The organism is Cryobacterium aureum (assembly GCF_002954245.1).
GTDB lineage: Bacteria > Actinomycetota > Actinomycetes > Actinomycetales > Microbacteriaceae > Cryobacterium > Cryobacterium aureum.
In genome coordinates, this window is record NZ_PPTG01000025.1 from 263,554 (window position 1) to 276,908 (window position 13,355).

At 68.1% G+C, this 13,355-nt stretch carries 10 protein-coding genes; 7 read left to right on the forward strand and 3 right to left on the reverse strand.

Translation table 11 applies throughout. The features are described from left to right. Positions 1 to 78 precede the first annotated feature (78 nt). Together CJ028_RS10175 and CJ028_RS10180 are read right to left on the reverse strand one after the other, a co-directional pair. Positions 79 to 1,542 (reverse strand): phytoene desaturase family protein, encoded by a 1,464-nt coding sequence (locus CJ028_RS10175; protein WP_105035124.1) that lies wholly within the window; start codon positions 1,540 to 1,542, stop codon positions 79 to 81. A gap of 234 nt (positions 1,543 to 1,776) precedes the next feature. Continuing rightward, on the reverse strand, positions 1,777 to 2,955 hold the full coding sequence (locus CJ028_RS10180; protein WP_105035125.1) for an acyl-CoA dehydrogenase family protein: 1,179 nt from the start codon (positions 2,953 to 2,955) through the stop codon (positions 1,777 to 1,779). A 124-nt stretch (positions 2,956 to 3,079) separates the two neighbouring features. Here CJ028_RS10180 and manA point away from each other — a divergent pair, with 124 nt between their 5' ends. Both manA and CJ028_RS10190 read left to right on the forward strand, forming a co-directional pair. Continuing rightward, positions 3,080 to 4,360, forward strand: coding sequence for a mannose-6-phosphate isomerase, class I (gene manA / locus CJ028_RS10185; protein ID WP_105035126.1), 1,281 nt, complete (start codon positions 3,080 to 3,082; stop codon positions 4,358 to 4,360). Between the two features lie 94 nt (positions 4,361 to 4,454). Continuing rightward, entirely contained in the window at positions 4,455 to 5,546 is a 1,092-nt protein-coding gene (locus tag CJ028_RS10190; protein WP_105035127.1) for an FUSC family protein, read from the forward strand. Positions 5,547 to 5,721: 175 nt separating this feature from the next. On the opposite strand, the gene CJ028_RS10195 is transcribed toward CJ028_RS10190, so the two are convergent. Next, the gene (locus CJ028_RS10195) at positions 5,722 to 6,678 is read right to left on the reverse strand and encodes a GlxA family transcriptional regulator (protein ID WP_105035128.1); all 957 of its coding nucleotides are present in this window, start codon (positions 6,676 to 6,678) and stop codon (positions 5,722 to 5,724) included. Positions 6,679 to 6,770: 92 nt separating this feature from the next. On the opposite strand from CJ028_RS10195, the gene CJ028_RS20950 reads away from it, so the two are divergent. The 5 genes from CJ028_RS20950 to CJ028_RS10215 all read left to right on the forward strand — a co-directional run bounded on the left by CJ028_RS20950 (position 6,771) and on the right by CJ028_RS10215 (position 13,162). Then, entirely contained in the window at positions 6,771 to 6,917 is a 147-nt protein-coding gene (locus CJ028_RS20950; RefSeq protein ID WP_161498956.1) for a hypothetical protein, read from the forward strand. Positions 6,918 to 6,956: 39 nt separating this feature from the next. After that, complete coding sequence (gene galE, locus CJ028_RS10200; RefSeq protein WP_105035129.1) at positions 6,957 to 7,922, forward strand: UDP-glucose 4-epimerase GalE; 966 nt, start codon at positions 6,957 to 6,959, stop codon at positions 7,920 to 7,922. Between the two features lie 216 nt (positions 7,923 to 8,138). Further along, the gene (locus tag CJ028_RS10205; protein WP_105035130.1) at positions 8,139 to 8,456 is read left to right on the forward strand and encodes a WhiB family transcriptional regulator; all 318 of its coding nucleotides are present in this window, start codon (positions 8,139 to 8,141) and stop codon (positions 8,454 to 8,456) included. A 202-nt stretch (positions 8,457 to 8,658) separates the two neighbouring features. After that, positions 8,659 to 11,715: a glycosyltransferase family 2 protein gene (locus tag CJ028_RS10210; protein WP_105035131.1), complete on the forward strand. Its 3,057-nt coding sequence runs from the start codon at positions 8,659 to 8,661 to the stop codon at positions 11,713 to 11,715. Further along, positions 11,705 to 13,162: a DUF5719 family protein gene (locus CJ028_RS10215; RefSeq protein WP_129590457.1), complete on the forward strand. Its 1,458-nt coding sequence runs from the start codon at positions 11,705 to 11,707 to the stop codon at positions 13,160 to 13,162. Before CJ028_RS10210 ends, CJ028_RS10215 begins: the two co-directional genes overlap by 11 nt. Positions 13,163 to 13,355 lie beyond the last annotated feature (193 nt).

Sequence of the window (13,355 nt, forward strand, 5' to 3'; positions counted from 1 at the left end):
CCTGATCGCGAGAGCGGAAAAAGTGTTACTTCGCGGTGGCTGAAGCAGCACTTTTCCCGCTCTCGCGGAATGGAGGGGTCATTGAGGGGGAGAGAGGGTGGGAGGCGTCGTGATGTTGTATTCGTGAGCCAGGGCGCTGAGGGCGGCGCGGTAGCCGCACATTCCGTGCACGCCGGGGCCGGGCGACGTCGACGAGGAGCACAGGTAGACGCCATCGAGAGGGGTTCGCCACGGGTCTGCGGAGAGCACCGGGCGACGCACGAGCTGGGCCATGCTGATGGCTCCGGACGCGATGTCTCCACCGATGTGATTGGGATTGTTGTTCTGCATCTGCGCGGCGGTCTGGCTGGCGGAGGCCAGAATCGTGTCGCGAAAGCCCGGAGCGAAGCGTTCGATCTGCCGGGTGATCTGCTCGGTCTGGTCGCGGGTTGACCCGGCCGGGACGTGCGTGTACGCCCAGAGCACGTGCCTTCCGGCGGGAGCGCGGGTGGAATCGAGAATGCTCGGCTGCGCAGCGAGCACGTAGGGGGAGTCGGAGTGCCGCCCATGGGCGACCAGGTTCTCGGCGCGGGCCTGGTCGGCGCGGGTGCCACCCACGTGCAGGGTCGGCGCTCGCCGCAGGTCTGTGGCGGTCCAGGGCACCGGTTCACTCAGTGCAAAATCCACCTTGGCGACGGCGTTGCCGTACCGAAACCGGCTGAGCGTGGTGGTGTACCGGTCGGGCAGGGCCCCGGCGGCGAGCTCGACGAGCGCCCGGGGCGTCACGTCGAGTAGCGTCACGCGTGCTGGCGGCAGCTCTTTCAATCTGGTGATCTCCGCATTGGTGATGATCTCGCCGCCGTGGGCGAGCAGGTCATCGGCGAGGGCCCGCACGATGGCGCCGCTGCCTCCGGTCGGAATCGGCCAGCCCCCGGCGTGCGCGTGCGCGGCCAGAACGAGGCCGGCACCGGCAGTCGAGGGGCTAGGCAGCCGTCCGATGGAGTGCGCGAACGTTCCGGTGAGCAGCGCCGGGGCGGTCTCGCCGGTGAAGCGCCAGTTCCAGGCCGGGCCGCCCTGCTCCAGGGTGCGCAGCCCGAACCGCGCCAGCGTGAACGGATGCCGCGGCACGCGCAGCAGCGCATCCCCGGTGAGTTCGGCGATGGCGTGCACGTTCTGCACGAGCGGCCCGAGCAGTTGCAGCCAGGCCGGGCCGTCGCGGCCGAGCCCCGCTGCGGTGCGTTCGATGTCGTGCCAGGCCACGCCGGCGCGGCCGCCGGGCAGCGGATGTCCGTAGGAGATCTCGGGTACTTTCAGGTCGATGCGGTCTTTGAGTGCGAACTTCTGAAAGAACTCGGAGGCGAGGGCGAGCGGATGCACGGCGCTGCCGACATCGTGGTGGAACCCGGGCAGAGTGAGTTCGGCGGTCGCTGCGCCGCCGCCGATCTGCGCGTTGCGCTCGTAGACGCGCACCTTGAGGCCGGCGCGGGCGAGGGTGACGGCGGCGGCGAGTCCGTTCGGGCCGGATCCGACGACGATCGCGTCGAGCCCCTGGTCGGTCGTCACCTCGGGTCCGGGCCGGACTGGTGTGATCTCATTCCGCCACCGTAGCCCGGGGTGCGGTTCTGCGCAGCTTGCGCGGCACTTTCAGGGGTGCGGCGTTATTCGGCGGCGCGGGCATCCGCTTTGGTACGTGACGCCGGTAAATGTGCGACACGCCGCGCAAAACGGATGCCCCGCGCGGCGTGTCGCGAAATCTACCGGCATAGCGTGCGGCCGGGGCGCCGGCCGATGCGGGGGTCAGACGAAGGCGGCCTGCCCGGTGATGGTGCGCCCAACGATGAGGGTGTTCATCTCCTGGGTGCCCTCGTAGGAGTAGATGGCCTCGGCGTCGGCGAAGTGCCGGGCCACGTTGTATTCGAGGGTGACTCCGTTGCCGCCGAACAGCTCGCGGCACCACGCCACGCTCTCCCGCATACGGCTGGTCGTGTAGGCCTTGGTGAGCGCGGAGTGCTCGTCGCGCTGCACGCCTTCGTCTTGCAGCTGCGATACCCGCACGACCATGCCGAGGCTCGCGGTGATGTTGCCGAGGCTCTTGACCAAGAGGTCCTGCACCAGCTGGTGCCCGCCGATCGGCTTACCGAACTGCTCGCGCTCGTGCGCATAGGCGACGGCCGCGTCGTAGGCCCCGATTGCGTTGCCGACTGCCGCCCAGGACACCTCGGCGCGGGTAGCCCGCAGCACCTTCGCTGTGTCCTTGAACGAGTTGGCGTTCTGCAGGCGCAGACGCTCCGGCACCACCACGTCGGTCAGGGTGATGTCCGCGTTCTGCACGGCGCGCAGGCTGATCTTGCCCTCGATCTTGGTGGCCGCGTAGCCGGGCGTGTCGGTGGGAACGATGAACCCCTTCACCCTGCTGTCGGCGGTGTCCTTGGCCCAGATGATGGTCACGTCGCTGAAGGTGGCGTTGCCGATCCAGCGCTTGGCGCCGTTCAGGGTCCAGCTGTCGCCCGTGCGGGTGGCCGTTGTCTGCAGGCCCTGCGCCGCGTCGGAGCCGCTCAGCGGTTCGGTGAGCCCGAATGCTCCCACGATCTCGCCCGAGGCGAGACGCGGAATCCACTCGGCGCGCTGCTTGGCCGAGCCGCAGGCCGCGAGCGACCCGGCTGACAGGCCGTTCTGAACTCCAACGAAGGTGGCAACGGATGCGTCCACTCGCGCCAGTTCCAGCGCCGCAAAGCCACGGAACACGGCCGAATTCGCGAACGGTTTGGTCTCGTCCCAGCCGAAGGAGTACAGGCCGAGCTCGGCGAGCGGCTTGATAACCTGGGTGGGGAATTCAGCGCGGTCCCAGCATCCGTTTGCGATCGGACGAACTTCTTTCTCGAGGTAGGCGCGCAGTTTCACGATGGCCTCCTGCTCGGGCGCGGTGAGAAGGTTTTCGTAGCCGAAGAAGTCGCTGCCGAGTAGCTCAAAGGTCATGGATGCTCCGTTGCAAGATGGGCGGTCGACGCGCGACCGAGGCTGGTGGTCAGCCTAGGGTCGCTGGCTGAATGCTCGAAGTCGGTTGGTAGTTTGGTCTAAACACTGTCAGAAGGAGCCGAACATGTTTGTGGGCATCACCAACGAGCCGCGCAATTACGCCTGGGGGTCCACGCACGCGATCGCCGATCTGCTCGGCCGCACGCCATCGGGTTCGCCTGAGGCCGAATTGTGGCTAGGGGCCCACGCCGGTTCGCCCTCGCTGATCGAGGATCCGTCGCAGGTCGGCGGTTTTTCGAACCTCGCCGAGTGGATTGCTTCTGCGCCAGAGGTGGCGCTCGGCGCTGGGTGGGCGACGCGGCAAGCGGATGTCCCGCGCCTGCCCTTTCTGCTGAAAATCCTGGCCGCCGGACGCCCGCTGTCGCTGCAGGCACACCCGACGACGGAGCAGGCCCGCGCCGGATTCGAGCTGGAGAACGAGGCCGGCATCGCCGTCGACGCCGGCAATCGCAACTTTCGGGACCCGTTCCACAAGCCCGAACTCATCTTTGCCCTGAGTGACACGTTCGAAGCGCTCTGCGGATTCCGCCCGCTGCCCGAGGTGCGCGGCATCATCGCCGAGCTGCGCCTGCTGGATCTCGCGACCGAGAACCCGCAGGCCGCGGCCATCGACTCTCTCGAGAATCACCTCGCCGGGGGACTGCGCGACACGGTCGACTGGCTGCTGCGCGACGGGCGCGGCGGCGATTCCGGCGAGGTGGAGTGGCTGGTCGAACGGGTGGTCGCGCTCGCTACGCACGCCGAGTTTCTGGCGGGCGGGGGAGCGATCATCGGCTATGCGCGCGAGCTGGCGACGGTGCGCGCGCTCGCCGCCGAATACCCGGGCGATCCCGGCATCGTGCTGGCCCTGCTGCTCAACCGGGTGTCCCTGAAACGCGGCGAGGTGTTGTATCTGCCGGTCGGCAACATCCACGCGTATCTGTCGGGGCTCGGCGTGGAGCTGATGGCGGCCTCCGACAACGTGCTGCGCGGCGGGCTCACTCCGAAGCACATCGACATCGAGGAGCTGCTCGCGGTGCTCGACTTCGGGGAGGGCCCGGCGCCGTACCTCGCTCCGGTCGTGCTCGGCGACGGCGTCTCGGTCTATCGCCCCGGGGTGCCTGATTTCGCGCTCGTGCACATAGAAGCGGATGCTGCGGCCGCGTCGGCGACGCCGGTCACCATGCGACAGATCACCCTCACCGGCCCGGCCATTGCGATCTGCACGGCGGGCGGGTTTCTGGTCGCTGGGGCGGGGGCGTCTCGTGCTCTGAAGCGCGGCCAGGCTGTGTACGTGACGCCCGACGAGGGAACCCTGACGTTTGCGGGCACCGGCGAGGTGTTTCTGGCGATGCCCGGCGCCTAGCCTGCTCGGCGATGCCGGGCGGCTTCCCAGAATCTCATCAGGCTCCTCGCCTAGCCTCCAGCCGGAGACGAACGCTGGAGGGCCTCCGCAACTGATGGGAACCATAACGATGCCGCGCACCTGGGTCACCAAACACCTCATGCGCCCCCGAGCACTGCAGGTCGCCAAGATCTGTGTCGCCGTGGCCATCGCCTGGTCGCTGGCTCCGCTCATGCCGGGGACCGCCAAGGAGTTTCCGTACTACGCGCCGTTGGGTGCTCTGCTGAGCATGCACCCCACGCTCATGCGATCACTGCGCAGTGCAGCCCAGACCGTGGCCGGGGTGGTCATCGGCATCGGCCTGGCCGGCATCGTGCTCGTCGTGAGTGAACCCAATGTCTGGACCCTCTCGTTCGTGGTCGGCCTTGGCACCCTGATCGGCGGCATGAAATGGATGGGTGTGGGCGGCGAACACGTGCCGATCACCGCCTTGTTCGTACTGATCATCGGCGGCCCTGACGCTGACGGCTACTCGATCGGCTATGCCACCCAGATCTGCCTGGGAATCGTCGTCGGCCTGATGGTCAATCTGCTGATTCTGCCTCCCCTCGCCATCGGCCCGGCGCGGGAACGCCTGTCGGGATTGCGGAGAACGCTGGCGACGCACCTCACCGAGATCGGCAACGCCTTGGTCGGGAGTTGGCCCCCGGCCCGCGATGACTGGGCCACGCGGGGGGAGACGCTCAATACGGCGGCACGGCAGGTGCGCACCGCCGTACAGACGGCCGACGAGAGCCGGAGGGGAAACCCACGGGCGAGGTTTAATCGCACCAGCGTCGACGCCGAGTATGACGCTCTGGTCGCGCTGGAAATCGTCACATTCCATCTTCGAGATCTCACCGAGGTTTTGGCCGGCATGGTCTGGGGCAAGCCGATCTCCTTCGAGCTGCCGCTGGAACTTCGCCCGGTTCTCAGCGATGCCCTGCACGCCGTTGCGGCGGCCGTCGGCACCGAGGTCGACGATACCGAGCTGCTGGTTCATGCCGATGCGGCGGTGGACCTGATCCTAGGCAAGATGCAGCAGGAGATCGGTGCGGGAGCGGCATCGCTGAGTCCAACGGCTGCCATCGTGATCGATCTGAAGCGTATTCTGGTGGCCCTGAGCCCGAAAGCAGACCGCGACCCTGCTCCTGCCACCGCCGGTTGAGTTTCGCCGTTTCGCAGCCGTTTCGCAGCCGTTTCGCAGGTGTTTCCGGGTGCGCAGAGCGCTGCAGCCGAACGGATGCCTGCTGCTCGATGTCCCGCGTACTGGCGGAGCTCCCGCGTACTGGCGCAACTCCCGAGTGGCGCGCGGCGTGTGCGCAGCCGAACGGAAGCGGCGGCTAGCCTGCCTTGCGCGGGCCGAAGGCCCGGCGGTAGGCGGTGGGGGTGGTCTGCAGAACCTGCAAAAAGTGGTGGCGCATCACGGCGGCCCCGCCAAAGCCGGTGTCGACGGCGATCGCCTCGAGGCTGCGCGAAGAGTCTTCGAGCAGTTCCTGCGCCCGCAGCAGCCGCTGCCGGTTGAGCCAGCGGGTGGGCGTTGTGCCGAGCTCGGCCCGAAACCGGCGGGCGAAGGTTCGCGGCGACATGAGCGACTTGCGGGCGAGCAGACCGACCGGCAATTCCTGGTCGAGGTGGCGCAGCATCCACTCGGTGACGGCGGCGAAGGATTCGTCCTGGCAGTCCACGACCGGCGCTTCGATATACTGCGATTGGCCGCCGTCGCGCTGCGGCGGCACGACCATGCGGCGGGCGATGACGTTCGCGGCGGTCACGCCGAGCTCGGTGCGCACGATGTGCAGGGCGGCGTCGATGCCGGCGGCGGTGCCGGCCCCGGTGACGACGTGGTTGTCGTCGACGAAGAGCACGTCGGGGTCGACGGTGGTCTGCGGGAAGGATCGGGCGAGGGCGTCGGTGTACATCCAGTGGGTGGTGCTGCGGCGTCCGTCGAGAATGCCGGCGTGGGCGAGCACGAAGGCCCCGCTGCACACGCTGAGCACCCAGGCGCCGCGGGCCTCGGCGTCGCGCACGACCTGCAGGACGCGGGGGTCGATGGGCCCGCCGGACTCGTAGCCGGGGATAGCGATGAGGTCGGCGTCGGCGGCGGCTGCCAGGTCGTCGTGCACGACGATGTCAAAGCCGATCTTGGTGCGGATCGGTCCTGGCTCAGCTGCGACGACGTGAAAGTCGAATGCTGGCCCGCCCTGGGCGCTGCGGTCGATGCCAAACACCTCGCAGATCACGCCGAATTCGAACGGCGCCAGACCGGGGAGGGTGACGCAGACGATTTTCTGGAGCATGGGCATCCATTCGTGAAACTTGGCAGGAATGTGCCGAAGGATGTAGAGTCTGCCACTCGCGGCAGATAAGCACAATACATAGAGTTTCTGCCATGTTCATCTTTATCTTCCTTCTCATCGTCCTCGCGGTCGCCGGAATTGTTGCCACGATCCGCTCCGTTCTACTCGACGGCTACGGCCGGAAAAATCCTCACGTCACTGACCAATACGAGGCTCCGTTCGTTGGCGCTAGCCTGTAGCGGTGGCGCAGCGAGTGCCGCACGAGCGAGCGGGGCTTCATGGCGTGGTTGGTAACCGGCGGGGCGGGCTACATCGGCTCGCATGTGGTGCGCGCGTTCCAGGCTGAAGGCCTCGACGTGGTCGTGCTCGATAATCTCTCGAGCGGGCACGAATCGTTCGTACCGGCCGAGGTTCCATTCATTCGGGCCAATGTGCTCGACGGCGGCACACTGCTGCACGCCTTCCACGAGCACCACGTGCACGGCGTCGTACATGTAGCCGGCTTCAAGTACGCCGGCGTCTCGGTGAAGCGCCCGCTGCACACCTACGAACAGAACGTGACGGCAACGGCCACACTGCTCGCCGCCATGAGCTCCGCCGAGATCGACCGCATCGTGTTCTCCTCGAGCGCCGCCGTCTACGGAACGCCGCACACCGACCTGGTCACCGAAGAAACACCGAAGAGCCCGGAATCGCCGTACGGCGAATCCAAGCTGATCGGCGAATGGCTGCTGCGTGACCAGGCCGTTGCAACCGGCCTGCGTCACACCTCGCTGCGTTACTTCAACGTGGTCGGCTCCGGCGACATCTCGTTGAGTGACACCAGCCCGCACAACCTCTTTCCCCTAGTCTTCGCGGCGCTGCTGGATGGTCGCACCCCGCGCATCAACGGCGACGACTATGCCACGGCCGACGGCACCTGCGTGCGCGACTATATTCACGTGGCCGACCTGGCGCTCTCCCATCTGGTCGCGGCCCGCCGCCTGGACGCGGGAGAGGCCATCGAACCGGTCTACAATCTCGGCAGCGGCGACGGCGTCTCGGTCGGCGAGATCATGGCGACCGTGCGCCGGGTCACCGGCATCGATTTCACGCCCGAGATTGGCCCGCGCCGTGTCGGCGACCCCGACCGCATCGTGGCTTCCGGCGCGCTCGCCGCCCGCGACCTGCGCTGGAGCATGCGCCACACCCTCGAGAAGATGGTGCAAAGCGCCTGGGATTCGTCGCGCGCCGCCACGCACTGAGGGTTACGACACGCCGACTACGCGTCCGATCGTGCTACGTTCGCAACGTTGTTTCGAGGCTGCGTACCCCCCGAATGCCCGAGTTCGCCGTCATCGGCGCGTCGCAACCCTCCAGCCCGTATTGAGGGTTTACGATCTGCGACTTGACGTTAGCGAATTACACCGGTGTAATTAGGTGCAGCACTAAATGGTGCGTAGCGAGCGCTGGGAGACGATATGGCTATACCCGACTATCGTTCCGGAGTACCAGAGGACTGGTTCGTTGACCCCGTCACCCTCGGTGTTCCGGGAGTACGACAAGATCTCGGCGACGAGAACCTTCTGGCCTGGCAAGCCGACTCGCTCTGCGCCCAGACCGACCCCGAGGCGTTCTTTCCCGAAAAGGGCGGCTCCACCCGCGACGCCAAGAAAATCTGCTCCGGCTGCGAGGTGCGCAACCAGTGCCTCGAATACGCGCTTGGCAACGACGAGCGGTTCGGCATCTGGGGCGGACTCTCCGAGCGCGAACGCCGCAAACTGCGAAAGCGCGCGTAACTCTTCGCGAACGGATGCCAGCGCCGCGCTGGCGGCACCGCGCGCGTGCCTTGGCCGGCAGACGAGCCCCGCGCGAGGACCAACGCGACGTTATCTCTGAGACGGTGCCGCCGCATCCACTCGGTTATTGCCTCGCTAATATTTGAGGCGCGCCCTCTCGGTTCAGGGCCACTGGCCGATCCCGACCTAGGCTGGTTTTGTTATGCAACCGAGAGTCACCGCCATCCTTGTCGCCCGAAACGGCGCGAAACACCTTGAGCGAACTCTCAAGGCGCTGTCGCTGCAGACCCGTAAACCCGACATTGTCATCACCGTGGACTGCGGCTCGACCGATGCGTCCGCGAAGATGCTCGCCGAATTCGGGCCGACGCAGTTCATCGCCGCCGACGACGATCTGAACTTCGGGCAGGCGATCGCTGCCGCCGTGCGCGTGAGCCCGCCGCCCACGCACGATCGCGAGCTGCTCTGGCTGCTCGCCCAGGACAGCGCGCCCGACCCGACCGCCCTCGAGGTGCTCGTCGACGCCCTCGAAATCGCCCCCTCGGTGGCCGTCGCCGGGCCGAAGGTGATGGAATGGATCGCCGGCGAATATATCCACAACTTTGGTGAGTCGATGACGCCGACTGGAGCCACCGTCACCCTGGTTGAGAGTGAACTCGATCAGGGCCAGCACGACGGCCTGAGCGACGTGCTCGCCGTCAGTGCCGGCGGCCTGCTCGTGCGCCACACGGTGTGGGAACAGCTCGGCGGGTTCGATCCGGCCCTGCCCACAGTGGATGATTCCCTCGACTTCTGCGTGCGGGTGCGGCTCGCCGGGTACCGGGTGTCGGTCGTTCCGGCGGCCCGCGTGGCTTCGGCCGGTGACGGCGTCGCCGGGCCGAACCAGTCATCCCGCGGTCGCCTCCGTCGACGCCGCGTGCGCGCCGAACGCTCGGCTCAGCTGCACCGCCGCCTGGTCTACGCGCCCGCCGGCGCCCTGGTTTTTCACTGGCTGTCGCTGCTGCCGCTGGCCTTTCTGCGCTCGCTCGGCCAACTATTGCGCAAGGAACCCGGCGCGATCGTGGGCGAATTCGCAGCGGCGTTCGGCGCAGCGTTCAACGGGATGCGCGTCGGCAACGCCCGGCGCTCCTTTGCGAGAACCCGCACGCTCGGCTGGGATGCCATCTCCACGCTGCGGGTTCCCTCGGCTGAGGTGCGCAGGCGCCACTCGCTCAAGCGCGAGGCGAGCCTGTTCGGCCTGCACGGCGAACGCCCTGAGATTCGATTCTTCTCCGGCGGTGGCGCCTGGACCATGCTCGCTGCTGCGGTTGTCGGCATCATTATGATGGTGCCGCTGCTCGGAGCCGACACTCTCACCGGCGGCGGGCTGCTGCAGCTGTCCCCGACCCTGCCCGAATTGTGGGCGAGCGTCGGCTATGGCTGGCGCGACCTGGGACTCGGTTTCGTCGGCGCTGCCGACCCGTTCGCCGCGGTGGTGGCCGTGCTCGGATCGATCGCTTTCTGGTCGCCGTCGTTCGCCCTCGTACTGGTCTATGCGCTCGCCTTTCCGCTGGCCGCCGTCGGGGCCTGGATGGCCGCGACCCGGTTGACCGACCGCGGCAGCCTGCGTGCCCTGGCCGCCGCGCTCTGGGTGCTGGCTCCGACCTTTCTGATCGCCCTCGCCGACGGCCGGCCGGCGGCCATTTTGGTGCACTTGCTGCTGCCATGGCTGTTCTTCGCCTGGTTCGCCGCGGCGCGCACCTGGTCGGCTTCGGCCTCCGCCGCCCTATTGTTCGCGGCCGTGGTCGCCTGCGCGCCCTCGCTCTCCCCGGCCCTGCTCGTGGTCTGGGCCCTCAGCGTGGCCCTGGCCGGCCGCCGGGTGATGCGCTTCATTGGTATTCCGCTGCCGGCGCTCGCGCTGGCGCTGCCCCTGCTGGTCAACCAAGGACTGCGCGGTGACTGGCTGAACCTGGTCGCCGACCCGGGCCTGCCCGTGCCGAGCGGCCAAGCCCCCACCCTGCAACTCTTGCTCGGACTGCCCAGCAGCGACGGCTGGGCCGGCGCACTCGACCGGTTCGGGGTGGTGGGCCTGGACCCGCAGCTGTTCGTGCCGATTCTGCTCGCACCCCTCGCCGTGCTCGCCCTGCTCGCACTGTTACTGCCCGGCGCGCGCCTCGCCGGCGGCGCCTGGCTCGTGGCGCTGCTCGGATTCGGCACCGCGCTCGCCGCCAACCAGCTCGTGCTCGCCGCGATCGGTTCCGAACCGGTGCGCGTCTGGACCGGCAACGGCCTCAGCCTGTACTGGCTCGGATTGGTCGGCGCCCTCGTGATCGGCCTGCGCTCGCTGCGCCGCTTCGCATCGACGCCCGGTGTGGTCGCCGCGCTCGCCCTGGCCGTGGTCGTCCTGCCTCTCGTCGCCTCGCTGCACCTCGACACCGCCGCCGTGCGCGAGGGAACCGGGCAGACCCAGCCCGCCTTCGTCGCCGCCGAAGCCCAGATCGACAACAGGGTCGGCACGCTCAAGCTCACCCCGCAGGCCGATGGCGGGCTGCTCGCCACGATTGAGCGCGGTGTCGGCGCGACCCTCAACCAGCAATCTACCCTGGACAGCACCGATGCGACCCTCAGCGACCGGGCGAAAGCGCTCGCGGAGCTCGCCGGAAACCTGGCCTCGCACAGCGGACTCGACACTAATGCTGACCTAGCCGATTTCGGCATCCGCTTTATTGTGCTGCAGCCCGGCGGCGCCGGCGTCGACGCGGCCGACACCGCGCTGCGCACCGAAACCGCCCTCGACGGCAACTCGAGCCTGGCCCCGGTCGGCGATACCGAGTTCGGTCGCCTGTGGCAGTTCGGCGAGACGGATGCTGCCGCCTCGACCCCCATACCGGCGCGCGCCGGCGGCGTTTTCGGTCTGGTAACCCTGCTAATCGCCCTCGCCGTGGTGGGCAGCGCGGTGCTGCTGTCGCTGCCGATCGGGGCCGGCCGCGAAGCCGTGCGCCAAGCCAACCGCGATGCGATTCGCCGGGCAGCGCGCGCCAACGCCAAACAGAAGCCCAAGCGGGTGCGGCGGGTGAAGGGTGCTGTGGCTTCTGATCGTGACGAGGAACTGGACGTGCCGCTCGGCACCGACCTCGAAGCCGACCTTGCGATGGACCGGGAGACCGGCGTCGGAACCGGCCTGGAATCAGACGATGGGTTCTCCGAGGATGATGCAGGCACCGAACCCGCAGTCCAACCAGCTGCCGCCGACCGACCGGAGAACGACAATGCCCGATAAAAGCCAACTCGCCCGTATCGGCGGCCGGGCCGGACGCGGTGTGCTCGGCCTCGTCGGCATCGGCGTGGTCGTTGCGACTCTCGGCGCGGCCACCCTCCTGACCCCGCCGACCGTTGAACGAAGCCCGCAGTCCAGCGAGATCGCGCCGCTGCCCAGTGAGCAGCAGCGGGTCTGCCCCGGCCCGCTGCTGACCCTCGCCGAGGACTCAACCCAGGCGCAGTCCGCGTCGAGTGTGGGGGCGGCATCCGCTGTGTATGGAGCGTTTGAGGCTTCGTCGCTGGAGCAGATTCGCCCGCAGGTGACCGAGATCACCGCCGTCGACGATTCGAACAGTCGGCAGCCGCCGTTGCTGCTGACCGTTCCCGTGCAGGATGGCATCACCGTGCCGCCGCTCATGGCCGGCAGCCAGTCGCAGGTTGCCGCCACCGACACGATCGGCGGGCTCGCCGTCGCTGCCTGTGCCGAGGCGGCCAGCGACAGCTGGATCGTGGGCGGGTCGACCGACATCGGGCGCACCAGCCTGCTGCTGCTGAGCAACCCGACCCCCGTACTCGCGACCGTCGACGTGACGGTTTCCGGCGAGAGCGGACTCGTCGACGCACCCGGCGCCACCGGCATTCTGGTGCAGCCGGGCGAGCAGCGGGTCATCTCGCTGGCCGGCCTCGCGCCGAACGTGAAATCGCCTGTTCTGCACGTCTCCTCGCGCGGCGGGCAGGTTGCTGCGTCACTGGAGCAGAGCAGCATTCGCGGGATCGAGCCGGGTGGAGTCGAGATCATCGGCACCACGGCGACCCCGGCCACCAACCAGATCATTGCCGGAGTGCGCGTCATGGCCGCCGTCAGTGATGAGACCGTGACGACGGGTGAGGGCTTCAACGCCGACACCCCGTCGATTCGGGTGTTCGTGCCGGGAACTGTCGCGGCGACGGTGCAGATCGGCGTGACGAGCGCCGACGGGTCTGGTGCCGGCACGTCGACCCAGGTGGACGTCGAGCCCGGCATCGCCACCGAGATTCCGCTCGCACCGCTGGCCGTTGGCAGCTTCTCGGTGCAACTGCGCTCTGATGAGCCGATCGTCGCGGCCGCCCGCACCGCCACCGACAGCACCGGCGGCAAGGACTTCGGCTGGTTCTCGGCCTCGTCACCGCTCGAGGGTTCCTTCGTGGTGGCCGTCGCCGAGGGCCCTTCGCCAACGCTGCACCTCGTCAACAGTGGGGCAGCGGATGCCGCACTCACCCTCACCCCCTCCGCAGGCACTCCGGCAGACCTCACGGTGGACGCCGGGGGCAGCGCCACGGTGCCGCTTCTGAACGGAGAGCGCTACGTGGTGAGCGGTGGGTCTGAACTCTGGGCGCTCGTAAATTACTCCGGCGACGGGATGCTGTCGTCGTTCGCGCTGAATCCGCCCGGACCGCTGGCGTCGTCGATCCGCGTGTACACGCACTAGTCCTCTTACAACCGGGCGCAGGCCCTGAAACCAGATTTGGACCTCGGGCCGACTTCGGAGGTCGTGTCGGGCCCCACCTCAGGGTTGGGGCCCGGGCCCCGTCCCTGGGCCCAGTTTATAAACTGGGCCCGCGGTCGGGGCCCGGGCCCCGACCGGGTATGCGGCCTGCGCGGGCGGGGCGGGGCATCGGCTC

Excerpts from the sequence above, each read along its gene's own strand:
- CJ028_RS10180 (WP_105035125.1), bottom strand. The coding sequence starts at position 2,955 with ATGACCTTTGAGCTACTCGGCAGCGACTTCTTCGGCTACGAAAACCTT.
- manA (WP_105035126.1), top strand. The coding sequence starts at position 3,080 with ATGTTTGTGGGCATCACCAACGAGCCGCGCAATTACGCCTGGGGGTCC.
- CJ028_RS10190 (WP_105035127.1), top strand. The coding sequence starts at position 4,455 with ATGGGAACCATAACGATGCCGCGCACCTGGGTCACCAAACACCTCATG.
- CJ028_RS10195 (WP_105035128.1), bottom strand. The coding sequence starts at position 6,678 with ATGCTCCAGAAAATCGTCTGCGTCACCCTCCCCGGTCTGGCGCCGTTC.
- CJ028_RS20950 (WP_161498956.1), top strand. The coding sequence starts at position 6,771 with ATGTTCATCTTTATCTTCCTTCTCATCGTCCTCGCGGTCGCCGGAATT.
- galE (WP_105035129.1), top strand. The coding sequence starts at position 6,957 with ATGGCGTGGTTGGTAACCGGCGGGGCGGGCTACATCGGCTCGCATGTG.
- CJ028_RS10205 (WP_105035130.1), top strand. The coding sequence starts at position 8,139 with ATGGCTATACCCGACTATCGTTCCGGAGTACCAGAGGACTGGTTCGTT.
- CJ028_RS10210 (WP_105035131.1), top strand. The coding sequence starts at position 8,659 with ATGCAACCGAGAGTCACCGCCATCCTTGTCGCCCGAAACGGCGCGAAA.
- CJ028_RS10215 (WP_129590457.1), top strand. The coding sequence starts at position 11,705 with ATGCCCGATAAAAGCCAACTCGCCCGTATCGGCGGCCGGGCCGGACGC.